This is a genomic window from Acidobacteriota bacterium (genome assembly GCA_016184105.1).
Taxonomy (GTDB): domain Bacteria; phylum Acidobacteriota; class Vicinamibacteria; order Vicinamibacterales; family 2-12-FULL-66-21; genus JACPDI01.
Genome location: JACPDI010000007.1, coordinates 13,990 through 32,632, shown reverse-complemented (window position 1 = coordinate 32,632; position 18,643 = coordinate 13,990). Strand labels below are relative to the sequence as shown.

12 protein-coding genes are annotated in these 18,643 nt (G+C 69.8%); 5 read left to right on the top strand and 7 right to left on the bottom strand.

Features of this window, described 5'->3' with window-relative positions; translation table 11 throughout:
- Window positions 1–2 precede the first annotated feature (2 nt).
- Entirely contained in the window at window positions 3–470 is a 468-nt protein-coding gene (locus HYU53_01650; GenBank protein ID MBI2219894.1) for a GAF domain-containing protein, read from the bottom strand.
- Window positions 463–957, bottom strand: a complete 495-nt coding sequence (locus HYU53_01645; protein MBI2219893.1) for a DUF4149 domain-containing protein — start codon at window positions 955–957, stop codon at window positions 463–465. The genes HYU53_01650 and HYU53_01645 overlap by 8 nt, the downstream gene beginning before the upstream one ends.
- Before the next feature lie 22 nt (window positions 958–979).
- On the opposite strand from HYU53_01645, the gene HYU53_01640 reads away from it, so the two are divergent.
- From HYU53_01640 to HYU53_01625, 4 genes are read left to right on the top strand one after another with little or no spacing between them, the layout of a single operon-like run.
- Window positions 980–2,386 (top strand): thioredoxin domain-containing protein, encoded by a 1,407-nt coding sequence (locus tag HYU53_01640; GenBank protein MBI2219892.1) that lies wholly within the window; start codon window positions 980–982, stop codon window positions 2,384–2,386.
- Window positions 2,383–4,248, top strand: coding sequence for a transketolase (locus tag HYU53_01635; protein MBI2219891.1), 1,866 nt, complete (start codon window positions 2,383–2,385; stop codon window positions 4,246–4,248). The genes HYU53_01640 and HYU53_01635 overlap by 4 nt, the downstream gene beginning before the upstream one ends.
- Before the next feature lie 4 nt (window positions 4,249–4,252).
- Entirely contained in the window at window positions 4,253–5,488 is a 1,236-nt protein-coding gene (locus tag HYU53_01630; GenBank protein MBI2219890.1) for a BamA/TamA family outer membrane protein, read from the top strand.
- A complete protein-coding gene (locus HYU53_01625) occupies window positions 5,478–7,142 on the top strand; it encodes a hypothetical protein (protein MBI2219889.1) in 1,665 nt (554 codons plus the stop codon). Before HYU53_01630 ends, HYU53_01625 begins: the two co-directional genes overlap by 11 nt.
- Window positions 7,143–7,183: 41 nt before the next feature.
- On the opposite strand, the gene HYU53_01620 is transcribed toward HYU53_01625, so the two are convergent.
- Window positions 7,184–10,921 (bottom strand): HEAT repeat domain-containing protein, encoded by a 3,738-nt coding sequence (locus HYU53_01620; GenBank protein MBI2219888.1) that lies wholly within the window; start codon window positions 10,919–10,921, stop codon window positions 7,184–7,186.
- A 50-nt stretch (window positions 10,922–10,971) separates the two neighbouring features.
- Here HYU53_01620 and HYU53_01615 point away from each other — a divergent pair, with 50 nt between their 5' ends.
- Window positions 10,972–13,701 (top strand): hypothetical protein, encoded by a 2,730-nt coding sequence (locus HYU53_01615; GenBank protein MBI2219887.1) that lies wholly within the window; start codon window positions 10,972–10,974, stop codon window positions 13,699–13,701.
- Between the two features lie 34 nt (window positions 13,702–13,735).
- Here HYU53_01615 and nadE read toward each other — a convergent pair whose 3' ends face one another.
- The 4 genes from nadE to HYU53_01595 form a co-directional block, all read right to left on the bottom strand.
- Complete coding sequence (gene nadE / locus HYU53_01610) at window positions 13,736–14,500, bottom strand: NAD(+) synthase (GenBank protein MBI2219886.1); 765 nt, start codon at window positions 14,498–14,500, stop codon at window positions 13,736–13,738.
- Window positions 14,500–15,543 carry a response regulator gene (locus HYU53_01605; GenBank protein ID MBI2219885.1) on the bottom strand — a complete coding sequence of 348 codons (1,044 nt, stop codon included), beginning with the start codon at window positions 15,541–15,543 and terminating at the stop codon, window positions 14,500–14,502. Before HYU53_01605 ends, nadE begins: the two co-directional genes overlap by 1 nt.
- A gap of 65 nt (window positions 15,544–15,608) precedes the next feature.
- Window positions 15,609–16,673, bottom strand: a complete 1,065-nt coding sequence (locus HYU53_01600; GenBank protein MBI2219884.1) for a hypothetical protein — start codon at window positions 16,671–16,673, stop codon at window positions 15,609–15,611.
- Window positions 16,670–18,592, bottom strand: a complete 1,923-nt coding sequence (locus HYU53_01595) for a M1 family metallopeptidase (GenBank protein MBI2219883.1) — start codon at window positions 18,590–18,592, stop codon at window positions 16,670–16,672. The genes HYU53_01600 and HYU53_01595 overlap by 4 nt, the downstream gene beginning before the upstream one ends.
- Window positions 18,593–18,643 lie beyond the last annotated feature (51 nt).

The following is an 18,643-nucleotide window of genomic DNA, read 5'->3' as shown; positions in this document are numbered from 1 at the left end:
AGTTACGTATTTCGTAAAAAGGGGTCGGGAGCCATTTTCCGCGCGAGCGCGGCGGCGACGCGCTCCAGCAGCACCCGATCGCGTTCGCCGAACGCCGCGCGGCGGTCGCTGTCGATGTCGATCTCGCCGAGCACCCGCCCGTCGCGCATGATCGGCACCACGATTTCCGACTGCGTCTCGATGCTGCACGCCAGGTACCGCGCGTCCGCGTTCACATCGTCGACGATGATCGTGCGCTCTTCGGTGGCGGCCGCGCCGCAGATGCCGCTGCCGAGCGGGATGCGCGTGTGCGGCGACGGCTTGCCGAGAAACGGCCCGAGGACCAGCTCGTCGCCCGCGAGAAGATAGACGCCCACCCAGGTGTAGTCAGGCACGTGCGCCTTGAGCAGCGTGACCGCGCGCTCGAGCGCCGCGGCCGCGTCGGGCTGCGCGAGCACCTCGCGCTCGATGAGTGCCGCACGATCAGTCATGCGCGCGCGCCTCCCAGAACAACAGCGCGAGGCCCCCGGCCGCCGTCACGCCAAGCAGAATGGTCGAGAGCCCGTGCAGCCGGCCGAAGGTTGCGCGGCGCGGGTCCGTCTCGGGCAGCGACGCGACCGGCCCGCCGACTTCGCGCTGCATCCGCGCGATGCGGGGGCTCACGACCAGGCCGGAATAGGCCGTCAGCGCAAGCATCGCGACGACGATGCCGAGCCGCACCGCGAACCGCACCGGCCGCGGGCCGAGCGCGGCGATCGCGACGAGTGAAACGATCATGATCGCGGCCGAGACGTACGCGGCGAGGTGAAATCGCCGCAGCATCGCCCCGAACGCCAGCCCGGCCATTTCGCGACCGGCCATACCGTGTGCGCCGGTCAGCGCCGAAAACGTGGCCGGCGCCGCGACACCGCCAAGCGCCAGCAGCCCGCCGACCCAGAAGACCAGCGCCAACAGGTACGCGTACCGCAGCGTGACCATCAGATCATTATAATTTGCCCCCGTGCATTGGCGTCCATGGTCTGAAGAGGCGTTCCGCGCGTCGGCGGAAAGCGGCCGGCCGATCCTGCTCTTCATCACGGTGGGATGGAGCCGCGCGTGTTCGAGCATGGCGCGCACCACATTCGGCGACTCGAAGGTGTCGGCGCTCGCGGATCGCGAGTGCATCCCCGTACGCGTGGACGCCGACCTGCGGCCTGACGTCGCGGAACGCTACGCGCTCGACGGCTGGCCGACGACGCTCCTGCTGACCGACGACGGAGAGATTCTCCAGGGGGGCACCTACTTCGAGCCCGAGCCGCTGGCGCAGCTCCTGCAGCGGACCAGCGCGTCCTACCGCGCCGCCCGCGCCGAGATTTCGCGCCGCGCCGGCGTCGCGCGCCTGGACCGGGAGTCGCATTCGGGACCGGCACACGCGCCGGGATCCCCGGACCCTGTCGAAGACATCGCGGCCTTTCTCCTCGGACGGTCCGACCCGACGTTGGGCGGATTTGCCGGCGCGCCGAAGTTCCTCCACGCGGACACCGCCATCTTCTTCCTTCGCTGCGATGCGCCGGAGACACGCGCCGCCGCGCGGCTGGCGCTCGACGCCGCCGATCGCGCGCTGTGCGGACCGGACGGTGCGATGTTCCGCTTCGCCCTAGGCGAGGACTGGTCCTCCGCCGTGAGGGAACTGACGGCGGAGAACCAGGCGGCGGCGATCCGGGCGTTCGCCGAGGGCTCCGTCAGGCTCGACCGGCGGTATCTCGGTGCGCTCCGCCGGGCGTCGGACTTTGCGCGCCAGGCGTGGTTCGAGGAGGCGGGCCGCAGGTCGCACATGGCACGTCGCACGCCGCACCTGGCGCATAGCCCCGCGCTGCAGACCGATTCGGGCGCGGACCTCGCGGGCGCGTGCCTGGCGGCCGCGCGGGTTCTCGACGACCCGGAACTCGGGCGCGCTTCGCTCGCGCTGCTCGAACGCATCGCGCTCGAGACGTACCTGCCGGGGCGTGGTGTGCGGCATTTCGACGATCCGAGCGCGCCCGTCCTGCTGGCCGACCACGTCGCGACGGTCTCGGCATTACTCGACGCGCACGACGCCACCGGCGAGCTGCCGTATTCAATGCTGGCCGAGGAACTCGGCCGTTACCTCATCGCCGCGTTTTTCGACGAGGAGCGCGCCGCATTCCGCGATCGCGTGCACGACGCGCACGATGTCGGCCGGCTGTCCGAACCGGCATATCCGTACCGGCTCAACGCGCGCGCGGCACAGGCGCTCGGCCGGCTCGGAGCCGCGTCGTCGGACCCGGCTCTGCGCGAGATGGCCGGGCGCGTGTTGACCTGGACCGCAGCCGGGTGGCGCGAGCACGGGCTCGATGCAGCTTCGTGCGGGATCGCCGCGCTCGATTTGATAGACTGGCCCAACTCATGAACTCGATTGATACCCTGAGAAATATCGCCACCGAGCTTCGGATCGATTCGATCCGTTCAACGACGCAGGCCGGCAGCGGTCACCCGACGACGTGCCTGTCAGCAGCCGAAATCATGGCGGCGCTCTTCTTCGCCGAGATGCGCTACGACCCCCGCAACCCGCGGGACCCGCACAACGATCGCCTCGTGCTGTCGAAGGGGCATGCGGCGCCGATCCTGTACGCCGCATGGGCGCAAGCGGGGCTGTTCCCCCGCGAGCAGCTGAAGACGCTGCGCGAGATCGGCTCCGATCTCGAGGGACATCCGACGCCGAGGCTGAGTTTCGTGGACGTGGCGACCGGCTCGCTCGGCCAGGGGGCGTGCGCGGCGGTGGGCACCGCGCTCAACGCGCGCCGCATCAAGTCGGATTACCGCACGTACATGCTGCTCGGCGACGGTGAGTCCTCCGAGGGTTCGGTCTGGGAGGCGGCGCAAGCCGCAGCGCACTTCAAGCTGGACAACCTGTGCGGTATCACCGACGTGAACGCGTACGGCCAGAGCCGCCCGACGCCGTGGGGCCACGACCCGCGCCCGCTCGCCGAGCGATGGCGCGCGTTCGGCTGGCATGCCCTCGAGGTGGACGGCCACGATCTCCAGGCGTTGCTTGACGCCCTGCGCGACGCGCGCGCGCAGAAGGGCCGGCCCACGATGATCCTGGCGCGCACGCTGAAGGGCAAAGGCGTCAGCCTGTTCGAGGACAAAGACAACTGGCACGGCAAGCCGCTCAGGAAAGGCGACGAGGCGGACGGCGCCGTGAGAGAGCTCGAGGCGCAGCTCATCACGGGAGCGCCGAAGGCCGAACCACCCGCATCGCCGGCCGCGCCGGCCGCGCCCGCCGAGAAGGTTGGCAATCCGGGTCTGATGCCGCCGCCCGCCTACAAGATGGGGCAGGAGGTGGCGACGCGCGAGGCCTACGGCACCGCGCTGGCCGCCCTCGCCCGCATCGATTCGCGCGTGGTGGCGCTCGATGCCGACGTCAAGAACTCGACATTCAGCGATCGCTTCGAAAGGGAAAGCCCGGATCGCTTCTACCAGATGTTCATCGCCGAGCAGGTGATGGTGGGCGCCGCCATGGGGCTCGCCGCGCGTGGCGCGATCCCGTTTCCGTCCACGTTCGCGTGCTTCCTGTCGCGCGCGGCGGACTTCGTCCGCATGCTCGGCATCTCGGACCTCAACGTGAAGCTCGCCGGCTCGCACGCCGGCGTGTCGATCGGCGAGGACGGGCCGTCGCAGATGGCGCTCGAGGACCTGGCGATGATGCGGGCCGTTCCGAATTGCCACGTGCTGTACCCGTCCGATGCCGTCAGCACCGAGCGCCTCGTCGCGCTCGCCGCATACACGGCGGGCCCTGCCTACATCCGGACGACCCGGCCGAAGACGCCGGTCATTTATGAATCGGGCGAGACGTTCCCGATTGGCGGGTCCAAGGTGCTGCGCGAATCCGGCGATGATGCGATCACGATCGTGGCGGCCGGCGTGACGGTCTTCGAGGCGCTCAAGGCCCACGACGTCCTCGCGACGGAGGGGATTCGCGCGCGCGTGATCGACGCCTACTCGGTGCAGCCGATCGATGAGGCCACCCTCGTGCGCTGCGGCCGCGCCACGCGCAATACGATCGTGACGGTCGAGGATCACTACATTCATGGCGGCCTCGGCGACGCGGTGAGCGAGGCCGTGTCTCCCGAGGGCATCACCGTCCACCGCCTCGGCATCCGCGAGGTGCCGCGCAGCGGCAGGCCCGACGAGCTGCTCGATCGCTTCGGCATCTCGGCGCGGGCGATCGCCGACAAGGTCCGCAGCCTTGTGGCGGTGCAGGCCCCCTGACATCATGCTGGCCGCGATCGCATGGTGCGCGCTCGGGGCCGTGCTCGTCATGCCGGCCGAGGCCTCCGGCCAGGAGCCGCCGCCGGCAACGCGCGAGGCGGCGCTCCGCGCCACGCGCGAAGCGAAGGCGCAGCGGGTCACCCCCTACAAGCCGGGCAACCTGGAAACGTGGATCGAAAAGCTCGAGAACGATCGCATCCTCGAGGACTGGCTCAGCATCGGTAACGGGCGCTACTACTTGAAATTCGGTGGCATCACCACCGGCGCGGGATTCGGGCTCGGCCCGGGCGTCCGCCTGCGGCGGCTTGCCGGCGGCGCCATCGACGTGAACGGGTTCGCCGTGTTGTCGCACCGCCGGTACCTGCTGGCCCAGGGCTCGGTTGTCGCGCCGCGGCTGGCCGACACGCGCGTGCAGATAGGCGCGCTGGTGCGGCGGAAATATTTTCCGCAGGAGGACTTTTTCGGGATCGGGCCCGGCTCGCACCGGCCGGATCGCGTCAACTACACGTACAAAGAGGGCGCCGTGGGCGCGTTCGCCGGGTTCGACCTGGTGCCGGCGCTGCACGGCGAGGCGCGGGTCGAGTACCTCATGCCGGGCGTCGCGGGCGGCAAGGACACGCTGATGCCATCGATCGAAGCGCGCTTCGACGATGCGACCGCGCCGGGCCTGGCCGCGCAGCCCGATTTCCTGATGTCGCGGGCGTCGCTGGATCTGAACTACGCCACGCCGTCCGGCAACCCCCGGCACGGCGGCCGCTACACGGCGGCGGTCTCCCGTTTCAGCGATCGCTCCACCGGCCGCTACACGTTCAACAGGTTCGACATCGACGTCCGCCAGTACGTCCCGTTCCTCAAGGACCGCCGCGTCCTGGTGTTCCGCGCGCTCGCGTCGCTGTCCGATACGCCGCCGGGCCGCGACGTGCCGTTCTACTTCCAGCAGACGCTCGGCGGCAGCACGACGCTGCGCGGCTTCCGCGATTACCGCTTCCGCGATCGCAACCTGCTGCTGCTCCAGGCGGAGTACCGGTGGGAGATCCTGCCCGCGCTCGACGCGGCGTTGTTCTACGACGCGGGCAAGGTGGCGCCGCGCCCGTCCGGCCTCGATATCGACGACCTTCAGAGCGACTACGGGTTCGGGTTCCGCTTCGGCACCAACCGCGGCGTGTTCCTGCGCGTCGACGCCGCGTTCGGCAGCCGCGACGGCAAACGCTACTTCATCAAGTTCGGCCATGTGTTCTAAGCGCGCCGCCCTCCTCCTCGTCGGCGTGCTCGCCGGATCGATGGCGGCCCGTGGCGCCCCGCCGGTGTTCTATCCCGACGATCCCATCGCGCGTGACGACGATCGCGCGGTCGACGTGGCGATCGCGGCGGAGATCGAGGCGAGCGACTACTACGACTTCGTCGAGAACACGTTCTTCACGCCGGGCGAGGAAGCCGACGTGAAGGCGGTGAACGTCAACACCATCGACGAGGTGCCGGACTCGAGCTGGTTCACCAACCGCATCGGCGTCCGGCCGATGGATGACGAGGAAATCGTGCGGGGGCCGGACCGCGTGGCGCGCCTGTCGATCGACGGCTGGCCGATCGTGCGCGACAAGGGTGAGGGGCTGCAGCCCGGATTCCGGGTGGCCGATCCCGCCAGCGGGAAGATTTACCAGATTGAATTCGATCCGCCGGCCAATCCGGAGATGGCCACCGGCGCCGAAGTGATCGGCACCGAGTTCTATCACGCCTTCGGCTACAACGTGGTGGACGTGTACGTCGTGGAGTTCGATCCCGAGCGGGCGACGATCTCGCCGAAGGCCACCATCATGGATCTCGGCGGCCGGCGGCGTGCGTTCAGGCGTGCGGACCTGGACGACCTGTTGCGCCGCGCGGCGCGGCTGCCGAACGGCCGGTACCGCGCGCTCGCGAGCCGGTTCGCCGACGGCAGACCGCTGGGGCACTTCCGCTACTACGGCACGCGGCCGGACGATCCCAATGACATCTTCCCGCACGAGCACCGTCGCGAGCTGCGCGGCGCCGCCGTGTTCGCCGCGTGGCTGAACCACGACGACTCGCGCGGCGTGAACAGCCTCGACATGCTCGAGACCGCGAACGGCCGCCGCTACGTGAAGCACTACATGTTCGACTTCGGGTCGATCATGGGGAGCGGCACCGCCTTCGCGCAGACGCCCCGCGCCGGCAACGAGTACATCCTCGACTGGAAGCAGGCGTTCCTCACGCTGTCCACCCTCGGGTTGTACGTCAGGCCGTGGCTGCTGATTGACTATCCGGGCGTCCCTCCGTCGGTAGGACGATTCGAGGCGTCGGCGTTCAACCCCGAGCGCTGGAAGCCCGAATACCCCAACCCCGCCTTCCGCAACCTCCGTGATGACGATGCGTACTGGGGGGCGAAGATCGTGTCGAAGTTCTCGGACGCGACGATCCGGAAGATCGTGGAGAAGGCGCGCTACAGCGATCCGCGCGCCACCGAGTACATCACGCGGACGCTGATCGAGCGGCGCGACAAGGTGGTGCGCGCGTGGCTCACGAAGGTGCTGCCGGTCGATCGGTTCGCGATGGCCGCGGACGGGTCGCTCACCTTTGAGAACACCGCCGCCGCGGCGGGGCTCGTGTCTCCGGGGATGCAGTACCTGCTGTCGTGGTATCGCTTCGACAACGCGACGGGGGAGCACGCGGAGGTGGGGGGCGAGCAGACGTTGAGCGCCGGGCGGGGGATGCTGCCGCAGGAGCTCGCGGGATCCGAGTACGTCGCGCTCTCGCTGCGCGCCGTGTCGCGCGACTATCCGGGCTGGCGGCGCCCGACACGCGTGTACTTCAGGAAGAGCGGCGCCGCGTGGCAGACGGTCGGCATCGAGCGGCTGGGGGAGCTGCCGGGGGCGCGGAAGTGAGGACGGGAAAAGGGGGACAGTCACACTTTCCGGGACTGTTGCTACGAAAAGTGTGACTGTCCCCCTTTTCCCTCTCCGCGATCGATCAGATCGAACAGCGACGCGAACACCTGCTGCGCCAGCGCCGGATGATGACCGAGCTGATCGATCAAGTCGTCACGGTCGATCTTGAGCGCGACGCCGTCGCGCGCGGCGTGCAGCGTGCGGCCGATCGGCCGACCGGCGAGCGTCTCGAAGATCCCGACCGCGTCCCCTGGAGCCGCGGGCTGGGGCAGGCTCCGCGCCCCCGGATCCCGCGGGTCCTGCGCGGAGGGGACCGCGGACAGCTCGCCGTCGAGCACGTAGTAGATCGCCGGGGCCTCTCCTTCCGCCGCCACCTCCTTGCCCGCCTCGAGCGCCCGCTCTTTCGCGATCGCCGCCACGTACAGCATCTGGTCGGCTGACACCATCGAGAAGAGCGGCAGCCGCTGCAGCAGCAGCACCTTCTCCACCGGCAGCACGCCACCGGCGCCAAGCGCCAGCAGATCCGCGGGCGCGCCGCCGCGGACGATGAGGCGGCGCGTGTCGCCGGTCAGTTCCTCGCCTGCAAGCGTGCGGAGCAGCCCGTCGATCAGGTCCTGGTTGTCGGCGATGAGCGTGCGCACGTCCTCGGGCGGCAGCACCAGCGTGACCGCGGCGCTTTCCGTGCGGACGGTTGCCGCCGCCGCGCGTCCTTCGAGGGTTTCGCGCAGGCCGAGCGCGGCCGGCGCCTGGACGGCCTCGTCCGGCGCGCCGCGCCGGCGGCAGACGACCTGCCCCTCCAGGAGGATGTGCACCGCCTCGGGCGCGCTGCCTTCCTGCAGCAGCGTGCGCGCCGCCTCCTGGCGCAACTGCCGGCCGGTGCTCGCCAGCCGAAACAGCTCGTCGATCCAGACCGATCCAAACAACGGCAACTTCCGCAGCCGCGAGGCCAGTACCGTGGCGGGCAGCGGCTCGCGCCACAGCTCCTGCCGCCGCGCGTTCCCCACGCGGTGGACCGCGAGCGTCCACGAGGCGGACTCGAACACGTACCAGTCGCGCACGTCGCGGTGCGCGAGCACGTGCTCGATGTCGTCCTTCAACCTCCATTCGCCGATCTCGCTGACGAGATCGATCGCGCAGGCAGCGATGACCGGGTCCTCGTCGTTGATGAGCTCGAGCAGCGTCTCTTCGGTGGCGCGCGGCCGGGAGCGCAGCAGCACGTAGCCACGGCGGATGGTTTCCTCGCGCGGCAGCGCCTCGAGCGCCGGCATCACGGCCTTCCGCACGGCGCCCGTCAGCACGTTGTCCAAGTACTCCGACGCGCTCGACTTCGCGCGGGCGTCGCCGTGCGCCAGCGCCCAGCGCACGGCGTCCACGTCCTTCCACGGGTAGAGGAGCGACAGCAGGCGGTAGATGCGGTCGCGCGTCCGCTGCGCCCTCTCCTCGAGCGCACGCGCCAGGATCGGGAGCCCGTCGCCGGTCACGTGCTGCCGCACGAAGAGACTGTCGTGCGCGGTGAGCGCCGCGAAGTAATGACGCGCCTCGCGAACGAGCAGCTTCTCGACCGGCTCCCGCGGGCACGCCAGGCCGGGCCGTTCGCGCCGAAGCCATTCCAGCGCCTGTATGGCCTTGTAACGCAGGAAGCCGTCCGGGTCGTCGAGCGCCCTGACGAGAATCTCCACCGCGCGCGGTGTGCCGATGCGCGCGATAGCCGCGGGCAGGTGCCGGCGCACCCACGGATCCTCGTCGGGATCGGCGAGGAAATGCGCCAGCGGGTCGAGCGCCTCGGGGCCGTAGCCGACGAGCACGTCGCGTGCGGCCGCCTTCAGGCGCCGGTTCCGCAGCAGCGCGACGAGCGTCGGCAGGTAGATGAATTCGCTCGTGCCGAGCGCGCCGACCGAGCGCATCGCCTCTTCCGCGACGGACACATCGCCGTCGTAGAGGAGCGGCACGAGCAGCGGCCGGAAGCTGGTGTTGGCGATGTGGCGGAGCGCGACCGCGACGTCGCGCCGCGCGCGCGCCGCTTCCGCGCGCGTGTCGGCGGCGACAGCGGCGAGCGCGCTTTCCGCCGCGCGCACGTCCGCCGGCTCGTCGCTGTCGGCAAGGACCGTCGCGGCCGTGACGACGAGGTGGCGGTCGGGATCGGTCAGAAGCGGCCGGGCGAAGTCGGCGGCACATTCGCCCCGGCCCGCGGCGAGCGCCGCCACCGCCGCGGCGCGCACGTCCGCGTCGGTGTCCGCGAGCATCCGCTCGACCGACGGCTGCCATCGCCGCACGGTCTCCGGCTTCGTCCGGGCCAGCGCGCCCAGCGCTCGCGCGCGCACCGCGGGAGACTCGTGCCGCAGGAGCAGCGGGGTGACGAGATTGCGCTTGTCGAGCGACTCGAGCACGTCGATCGCGTACAACACGCGATGCTCGTCGGGGTGCGCCAGCTCCTCGACGAGCGTCTCGACCGTCGAGAGGTCCGCCGCCACCAGGCGCTGCTCGGCGGTCTCGACCTCGCGCCGCTCGATGCTGCGCCGGAACGCCGAGAGGTACTCCCGCTTCGCCCGCAGCGCCATCACGATCCACAGCGCCATGATGGCGAGGCTCGCATAGGAGAGACGCTGCCAGTCGAGGGCGAAGCCCCACGGCTTGATCAGGACGAGCAGCAGCGCGGCGGAAATGCCCTTGGCGAACCGGTCCACGGTGACGTCCACAAACGGCTTCGCCCGGTACTTCACCTCCCCCGGCAGCGGCAGGAACAGGATCTCGCGCGTCGTCTTGTCCACGGTGTACCGGAACGACTGGTCGAGCACGCGCGCGAAGCCGGGCGCCCACAGCGAACGGTTGAACAGCATCACCAGCGCGCTGGTGCCGAGGCCGACCGGCAGGATCATCAGCGCGAAGCCGATCCCCAGGAACCGGTGGATGCGGCTGGTGAGCGAGACCTGAATGACGAAGCCGATGAACGAGGTCCAGAGCTGGACCTTCCCGAGAAACACCGTGATGGCGTCGGTGGCCTGCTGTCCCTTGGCCACCTCGGCGGCCATGTTCAGCTGCTGCTCGATGATCGCCGCACCGATCGCGGCAAAGCTGATCACGAGCGCGATGATCTGGAGGTGACGCGAACGGCGAAGCAGGCGCAGCGCCTCGCCGCTGCTGACGGTGTCCTCCTCGCTCGAGAGGTCGATGGCCTGCCTGCGCTCGCGGCCGATGATGATCGCGGCGACGATGGCGGCGATGCTCAGCGTGACCCCGCTGACGATCAGCAGGTTCGTCGTCCCGATCCGTCCCGCGTAGCGCGTGAGGATGAACGAGCCGAGAATGCCGCCAAGCGGCGCGCCGCCGCCGATGAACCCGAAGAGCCGCTTGGCCTGCCGGGCGTCGTACACGACGTTGGCGAGCGTCCAGAACTGGCTGATCAGGAGGATGCCGAGCAGCAGGCCGAGGAAGTAAAACGCGATCGACACCCACTCGGCGTCGGTCCGGAACAGGAACCAGAACGCGACGAGCACGACGGCGAGGGAGAACTGCACGATCGGCAGCCCCCATCGCTTCGGCATCAGGCCCATCAGCCGCGTGTAGCCGGCCATGATGACGCCGATGAGCACCGCCGCGCCGATGAGGACGTACGGCAGGTTGTCCGCGCCCAGGTCGGAGATGAATTTCGACCGGGTGATCGGCTTGAGGATGTTGTACGCCGTCATCACGAGCAGCGCGTAGGCGAACATCAGCACCGCGGTGGTGCCTTCCTCCTCGCGGAGCTCGGCCACGGGCGAGAGCAGTCGCGTGAGCATGGAGCACGCGCAGTCTATCGCAGGCGTGGTAAATTGCGGGCGCCGCCTCTATGGTGCCACGGATACGGCGGTTCTTCGACATCCGCCGCGGAGAGCTCGCCCCGGTCGTCTTCAGTTTCGTCTACGTCGCCGTCGTCGTCGCGTCGTTCCTGCTGGCCAAGCCCGTTCGAAACGGCCTGTTTCTGCAGGATTACGGCCCGTACGCGCTCGTCTACGTGTATGCGGCCGTGCCGGTCGTGCTGTCGCTGCTGGTGCCGCTGTCCGCCCGGGTCGCCCGGCGCATCGGCCAGCGCGCGATGATCGTCTTCAGCCTGTGGTTCTTCTGCGGCAACGTGCTGCTGTTCTGGGCGCTGTTTACCTTCGCGCGCATCTGGAGCCTCCCGGCGATCTTCTACGTCTGGGTGAACTGTTTCGGCGTGATTGCGCCGGTGCAGGCGTGGAGCTTCGTCAGCACCCTGTTCGACACGCGGCAGGCGAAGCGGCTGTTCGGCCTGGTCGGCGCGGGCGCGTCGCTGGGAGGGATCGCCGGCGGCGCCCTCGGCCGGCTGCTGATTGGGCCGATGGGGGGCACGGTCAACCTGCTCCTCGTGCTCGCCGTCCTGATTGCCGCGGCCGCCCTGATCGTCAGCGCCGCGGTGCGTCGCATGCCCAGACGGCCCGCCGCGAGCGCGCTCGGGCAGGCGCTGCCGTCATTCCGCGGATCGCTCCAGACCATCGCCTCCAGCCGGTATCTGCGCCTGATCGCCGCGATGGTGTTCCTCGTGGCGATCGCGACCCAGTGGATCGGCTTCCAGTTCAGCATGGAGGCGACCGCGCGCTATGGCGGCGACGCCGACCGCCTGACCGCCTTCTTCAGCGGGTTCAACGTGTCGCTGGGCGTCGCCGCGTTCGCGATGCAGTTGTTCCTGACCGGACCCGTGCTGCGCCGGTTCGGCATGACCTACACGCTGATGCTGCTGCCGCTCGCGCTCCTCTCGGGCAGCGGGCTGATCCTGCTCGTCCCGGTGTTCTGGCCGGTCCTCTTCACCTTCGGCGTGGACCAGGGGCTCAGGTTCTCGGTCGACAAGGCCAGCTACGAGCTGCTGTATCTGCCGCTCGCCGGGCGCGGCCGATCGCAAATCCGCGCCGCGATCGACATCGTCGTCAACCGGGTGGCGGATGCGATTGGCGCCGTCATACTGGGCATCGCGACCAAGGGGTTCTTCGGGCTCGGTGGGTTCGGGTGGGGCTTGCGCGGCACCGCCGCGATCAACGCCGTCGTGCTGGCCGCGTGGGTGTTCGTGGCCTGGCGGCTCCGGTCGGAGTACGTGGCGGCGATCGGCGAGAGCATCCTCCATCACCGGATCGAGACGGAGCGCGCGGCCGCGGCCGCGGTGGAGCGGACCGGGGCGCTCGCGATCGACGGCCAACTGCGATCGAGGGACGAAGCCCGGGTGCTGTACGCGCTGGGCGCGCTCGAGGCGCAGCGCGACGCCCAGTCGCTGCCGGCGCTCCGCGCGCTGCTGCGTGCCCACAACCCGGACATCCGCCGCCGCGCGCTGCGCCTGCTCAACGAGTCGGGGGACACGGGCGCGGCATCGGACGTGGAGCTGCTGATGCACGACGCGGACCTGGAAACGCGAGCCGAGGCGCTGCTGTACCTGAGCCGCCATGGACGGCTCGATCCGCTCGCCGCGATCTCAAACCTGGAGGAGTTCCCCGACCTGTCGATCCGCGCCAGCACCGCCGCCTTTCTGGCGGCGCCCGGACCCGCGCAGAACGTGGATGCCGCGCGCCTGATCCTGCGCGCGATGATCGACGAGACCGGCGCGGACGCGCCGCGGGTGCGCCACGAGGCGGCGCGGCTCGTCGAGCTGCGGCCCGAGGCGTTCGAGGACGAGCTGCCGCTGTTCCTCGCGGCGCAGGAAGAGGACCCCGACGTCCTGTCGCATGCCGCCCGGGCGGCGGGGAAGCTCGGGAGCGCCACGCTGGCGCCGTCGCTGATTCCGCACCTGGCCAGCGCCGGCGCGGCGCCGGCCGTCATCGACGGCCTGTCGCGCATCGGCGATCGCGCGCTGCCGTACATCAAGGCAGGGCTGCACGACGAGCGCCTGCCGCTCGAGGCGCGCCGCGAGCTGCCGATCGTGCTCGCGCGCATCGGCACGCCGGCTGCCGAGCAGGTCCTGGTCGATGCGTTGCTGCAGGGAGACGCGGCGCTGCGCTACCGCATCATCGCGTCGCTCAACAAGCTGCAGCTGGCGCATCCGGACGCGACAGTCGATCCCGGCGTGATCGAGCTGGTGCTGGCCGCCGAGATTACCGGGCACTACCGGTCTTACCAGGTGCTCGCGGCGATCGAACAGGCGAAGGAGAGCGAGGAGGTGGTCAGGGGGCTGCGGCACTCGATGGAACACGAGGTCGAGCGCATCTTCCGGCTGCTCGCGCTCCTGGCGCCGGCCGTGGATTTCGAAAGCGCGTACGTCGGCGTGAGCGCCGCGGACCGCGCCGTGCGCGCGAACGCCGTCGAGTTTGTCGAGAGGTCGCTGCCCCCGGCGCTCGCGCAGCTGCTGCTGCCGCTGATTGACCCGCAGGTCACCGCGGACCAGCGCGTGAGGCTCGCGGACCGCCTCGTCGGCGCGGAGATTGATTCGGTGGAAGCCGCCATCACGACGCTGCTCGCGAGCGACGACGCCTGGCTGCGCGAGACCGCGCTCGCCGCCCGCGAACGCCTCTGGCGCCCGGCACGGGAAGCGCTCGCCGGACAGGAGACCGAGCCCGCCGTCCTTGGCGCGGGGTTGTGAGGGGGCATGGGCGGTGGGCGTGAACCGAACGTGTCTACTCCCCCGGCACCGGTGTCGGCGCGCGCTTGTGATCCGACGCGCGCGCGAGCCGCTGGATCTTCACCGCCACCGCCGGGGGGACAGAGCTGGCGCCGTCGCTGAGATACCGCTCGAGATCGGCGTACGTGAAGCCCATCTCCGCCTCGTCTGTCTGCCCGAGCCAGAGCCCTGCACTCGGCGGCTTGTCGATTACGCGCTCGGGCACTCCCAGCTCGCGCGCCAGCGCGCGCACCTGGCTCTTCACCAGATTCGCGAGCGGCAGCAGGTCCACGCCGCCGTCGCCGTATTTCGTGAAGTACCCGATCGTGAGCTCGCTGCGGTTCCCGGTGCCGACCACGAGGTGGTTGAACGTGTTGGCCACGAAATACAACGTCGTCATGCGCAGCCGCGGCTTGAGGTTGGCGACCGGCAGCCGCGCGCGGATGTCATCCGGCGGATGCTGCTCGTGCTCGAGCGCGAGGAGCGGGGCCACGCCGTCGCGCGCGCCGCGCAGCAGCGCGTCGTAGGCCGGCGCGAGATCGATCCGGACCGCCGGCAGCGCGAAGTGATCCGCGACGTGCCGTGCGTCCGCCTCGTCCTGCGGGTCGCTGTGACACGGGAGCAGCACGCACACCGTCGTGTCTGGCCGCACCAGCTGGCACAATCGCGCCACCACGGCCGAGTCGATCCCGCCGCTCAGTCCCACCACGAACCCGCGGGCGCCGGAGGCGGCGAGCTGCGTGTCCAGCCATTTCACGAGACGTTCAGCTGTGTCGGTCATCAGGAAGTCACCGGCGACCGGCTCGATTCCATCACGCGAAGGAACGCCTCCGCGACGCGCGGGTCGAACTGCAGCCCGCGCTGCCGCTCGATTTCGGAGATCGCCTCGGACAGCGGCCAGGCCGGCTTATACGGGCGCTGCTGCATGAGCGCGTCGAACACGTCCGCCACGGCGACGATGCGGCCGGGCAGCGGGATGGAGTCCTGCTTCAGCCCGGGCGTGTAGCCGCCGCCGTCCCAGCGCTCGTGGTGCGACAGCGCGATCTGTTCCGCCATCTGCAGCAGCGGGAAGCGGCTGCCCGATAGAATGCGCGCGCCGATCAGCGTGTGGGTCTTGATCAGATCGAACTCGTCTTCGGTGAGCTTTCCCGGCTTCAGCAGGATCGTGTCGGGGATGCCGATCTTCCCGACGTCGTGCAGCGGCGCCGCGCGCCGGATCAGGTTCACCTGCGTGTCGGGCCACCCGAGCTGCTGCGCCACGAGCGCCGAGGTCTGGCCCACGCGCTGCGTGTGCTGGCCGGTGTTGTCGTCGCGGAACTCGGCCGCCATCGCGAGCCGCTCGATGATCTCGATCTGCGCGTCCTCGAGCGCGCGCGTGCGCTCGCGCACCTTCGCCTCGAGAATGTGGTTCTGCGACTGGATGCGCAGGTAGAGGAAGCGCGTCTCGAGCAGCGTCCGGATGCGGAGCTGCACCTCGATCGGGTCGAACGGCTTGTAGACGAAGTCCTTGGCGCCCATCGACAGGGCGCGCTGCTTGGTCTCGGGGTCGAGGTCCGCCGTCATCACCAGGATCGGCAGGTAGGTCGCTTCCGCGATCTGCGACAGCTGCTCCATCACCTCGAACCCGTCCAGGTGCGGCATGTGGAGGTCGAGCAGGATCAGATCCGGCCGCTGCCGGATGTAGAGCTGGCGGGCTTCGCGCGAGTCGCACGTCGAGAAGAGGTGGCGGTATCCCGCCTGCACGAGCGTCCGCGACAGCACGCGGATGTTCGGCTCCTCGTCATCGACCATCAGGATGCGCGCGTTCTGCACGAAATCCGGCATGGAGACCAGCAGGATAACAAAAAAGTCGCCGGCCCGTGCCGGCTCGGCCGGCGCCCGTCCTAAATTTAGACCCGCGGCGGCGGGGCGGGCGCGGGGCCCAGCGCCTCGACGATCGGCGGTTCCAGCGCGCGCTGTTCGGGGAGCGCGGCGTAGCCCGCATGCGCCAGGCGCGACTGGAACAGCGCGATTTGGGACGCCGCGAACACGAGCTTCGCCCACACGCGCGCGACGATGTACGCCTGCGCGATCGCGAAGGCCACCCACATGCCCGGGCCGCGCCATTCCGCGCCGGGGGCGGCGAGCCGATACGCGACGAGCACGGCAACGAACACCAGCGTGTTGAGCACGTACAGGCCCACCGCCGCCCGCGGGTGGCGGGCCACGAACCGCGCGCCTGCCGCGATCGCGCCGATCATCGACCGCCGGTCCTCCACGACGGCGCGCACCTTCGCGTAGTCGATGACGATGTTGACGAGCGCGAGGAGCGCGGCGAAGACGAGATAGAGGCCGAGGCGGATGAAGAAGGCGTCGCGCTCGACCGGGAGGTCCCTCGTCCAGCGCGGGTACACCGACACGAACAGCCACCCGTGCACGAAGCGGAAGAGCAGCCAGTAGGCGAAGGCCGCGATCGCGCCCAGCCGCAGGAAGCGGAAAAAGAAGACGCCGCACGCCGCGAAAAACGCGGGCGTGTGCGTGGTGCGGGCGCGCGCGTACCGGTCGAACACGCCGCCGGCGATGAGCGCCCACACGACGAGCCACGCGACGACCACCGAGGTCAGCGTGGCCGCGAGCGGCACGTTGTCCATCACGTCACTGAGGTTCCGGAGCGGCGCGGCGAAGCCGATGATCGACGGAACGAACGTCGTGCCGATCCCGCCGGTGGCCTGGAGGAATTCGTTCCACCAGTCGTAGTTCACGCCCTCCGCCGCCGCATCGGCGGCGAGGCTGCTGCCGAGCGAATCGCGGATCAAGCCGCGGAGGACGACGCCGAGCGGAAGCGCGAGCAGCAGCGACAGCGCCCAGACGCCGAAGACGATTGACGGCGCGCCGGTGACCCGCCGCGCGCCATCCCGCCAGCACGAAAGGATGCCGAACCTGGCCTCCAGCCTCTGGCCTCCGGCCTCTGTCATACGAAAAACCCGTACGTCATGAGCAGATCCTGCGCCCACGCCACCCACGTGAGCATCCACTTCCGCGACGCTTCCCCGGCGCGCGGCACCAGCGTGCGGCTGTTGTTGGTGTAGTTGAGATCCAGCAGCAGCACGCGATCCGGATCCACCACCGCCTGCTTCGCCTTCGCCGCCCGCGTGTAGCGATACATCGTCCAGCGGTCGCGTCCGTCCCAGCGCTCGCGCGCCGTGCTGCCGTCCTCGAACGTCACGAGCACGTCAACGGGGAAGATCGCCTCTCCATAGCGGCGGACGGCGACGACCGTGTCGTGCCGGTCGCGCTCCCGGTCGTGCTCGCTCCTGAGCAGCTGGATGCCGTAATCGAACACGTGCGATCCGCGCACCGCCTCATCGAAAAACCACGTCAGGTCCCGCCCGCTCACCTCGTTGGCCACCGCGAAGAAATCCTCCGGAGTGGGGTGCCGGAACGCCCAGCGCTGGAAGTAGGTCGTCATGATCGTCTGCAGCGTGTCCCAGCCCAGGAGCCGCTCGAGCGTGTGCAGCCAGGTCGCGGTCTTGTTGTACGTGATCGCGCCCGCGGTGGGCGGCCAATAGCGAAACGTCGGCGTGATCTGCGCGTCCATGCGTGCGGCCGAACGATAGCCGCCGAGGCGGTTCCCGTCGGTCGCCCGCGAGATCGCGATGTCGCGGAACACCCACGGCACGAACCCGCCGAAGTAGCGTTCCGCCAGGTAGTTGGGCGTGAAGGCCTGCTCGATCGCGCGCGCCGTGGAGAAGGTGTTGAACCCCTCGTCGAGCCACGCGTGCTCGAACTCGTTGTTCGCGACAATGCCGTACCAGAACTGGTGGCCGGCCTCGTGCACCGTCACCCCTTCGGGCGAGGCCACGCCGCGCGGGGCCATCCACCGCGACCCGGCGGTGAAGAGCGTCGGGTACTCCATCCCTCCGGCGCCGCTCTGCCAGGCCGGATCGATCACCGTCACGTGGCCGTACGGATACGCGCCGTACCATTCGCCGTAATACCGCAGCGCGGCGATCGTCGCGTCGAAGTGACGCTGCTCCTGCCCCTTGTGTTCGGGTTGCAGCAGGAGGCGCATCTCCACCGCGGGAAGCGTCGCGTGCCGGAACGTCTGCCTGAACTCCACGTAGTCCGGGCTCGTCGTCCAGGCGAAGTCGTGCACGTCGTCCTGGCGGTAGCGGTGCGTCGCGGTGCCGTCGCCGTTCGCCTTGCGGCTCTGCTCTCGCCCGGTGGCGCCGACAATCCAGCCGTCTGGCACCGTGAGGCTCACGTCGTACGTGCCGAAGTCGGAGAAGAACTCGGTCGCGGCGTGGAACTGGTGACAGTTCCAGCCGGTGTCCTGCAGGACGCCAAGTTTCGGAAACCACTGCGCGAGGAAAAAGTAGTCCGCGATGGCGCCCGTGCGCGCGTACGTGCGCGGCACGTGGGCGCGCCAGGTGACGCGGATGTCCGCCGCGCCCCCCGGCGGTACCGCGGCCGGCAGGGCGACACGAATCACCGTCCGGTCGTCCGTGTTCCCGTCGCCGGGCGCGATGTAGGTGAAGGGGAGCGTGGTGCCGTTGACGGCAATCGACGAGATGTCCATCGACGCGCGGTCCTGCGGCGGGCGGTCTGCCAGGTCGCGTCCGCCGGCAAGCAGGCGCTCGCGCATCCAGCTCGAACGCGTGTCGCGCCAGGCGTTCCAGTACAGGTGGAACTGCAGCTCGCCTGTTGCAGACGCCGTGATGTTGCGCCACGCAATGCGCTCGGTGCCGTCGATCGTCCGTCGCGCGGGATCGAGCCGCGCGGCGATCGTGTAGCTGGCGTTACGCGGCGAAAGCGCCCCGGGGGCCGCCTCCTGCGCGACCGGCGCCGCCACGGCCAGGATCACTCCACCGCTCACCAGCAGTCGCTCAATCATCGTACCTGGCCTCTGGTCACTGCCCACTGCCCACTGCCCACTGCCCACTGC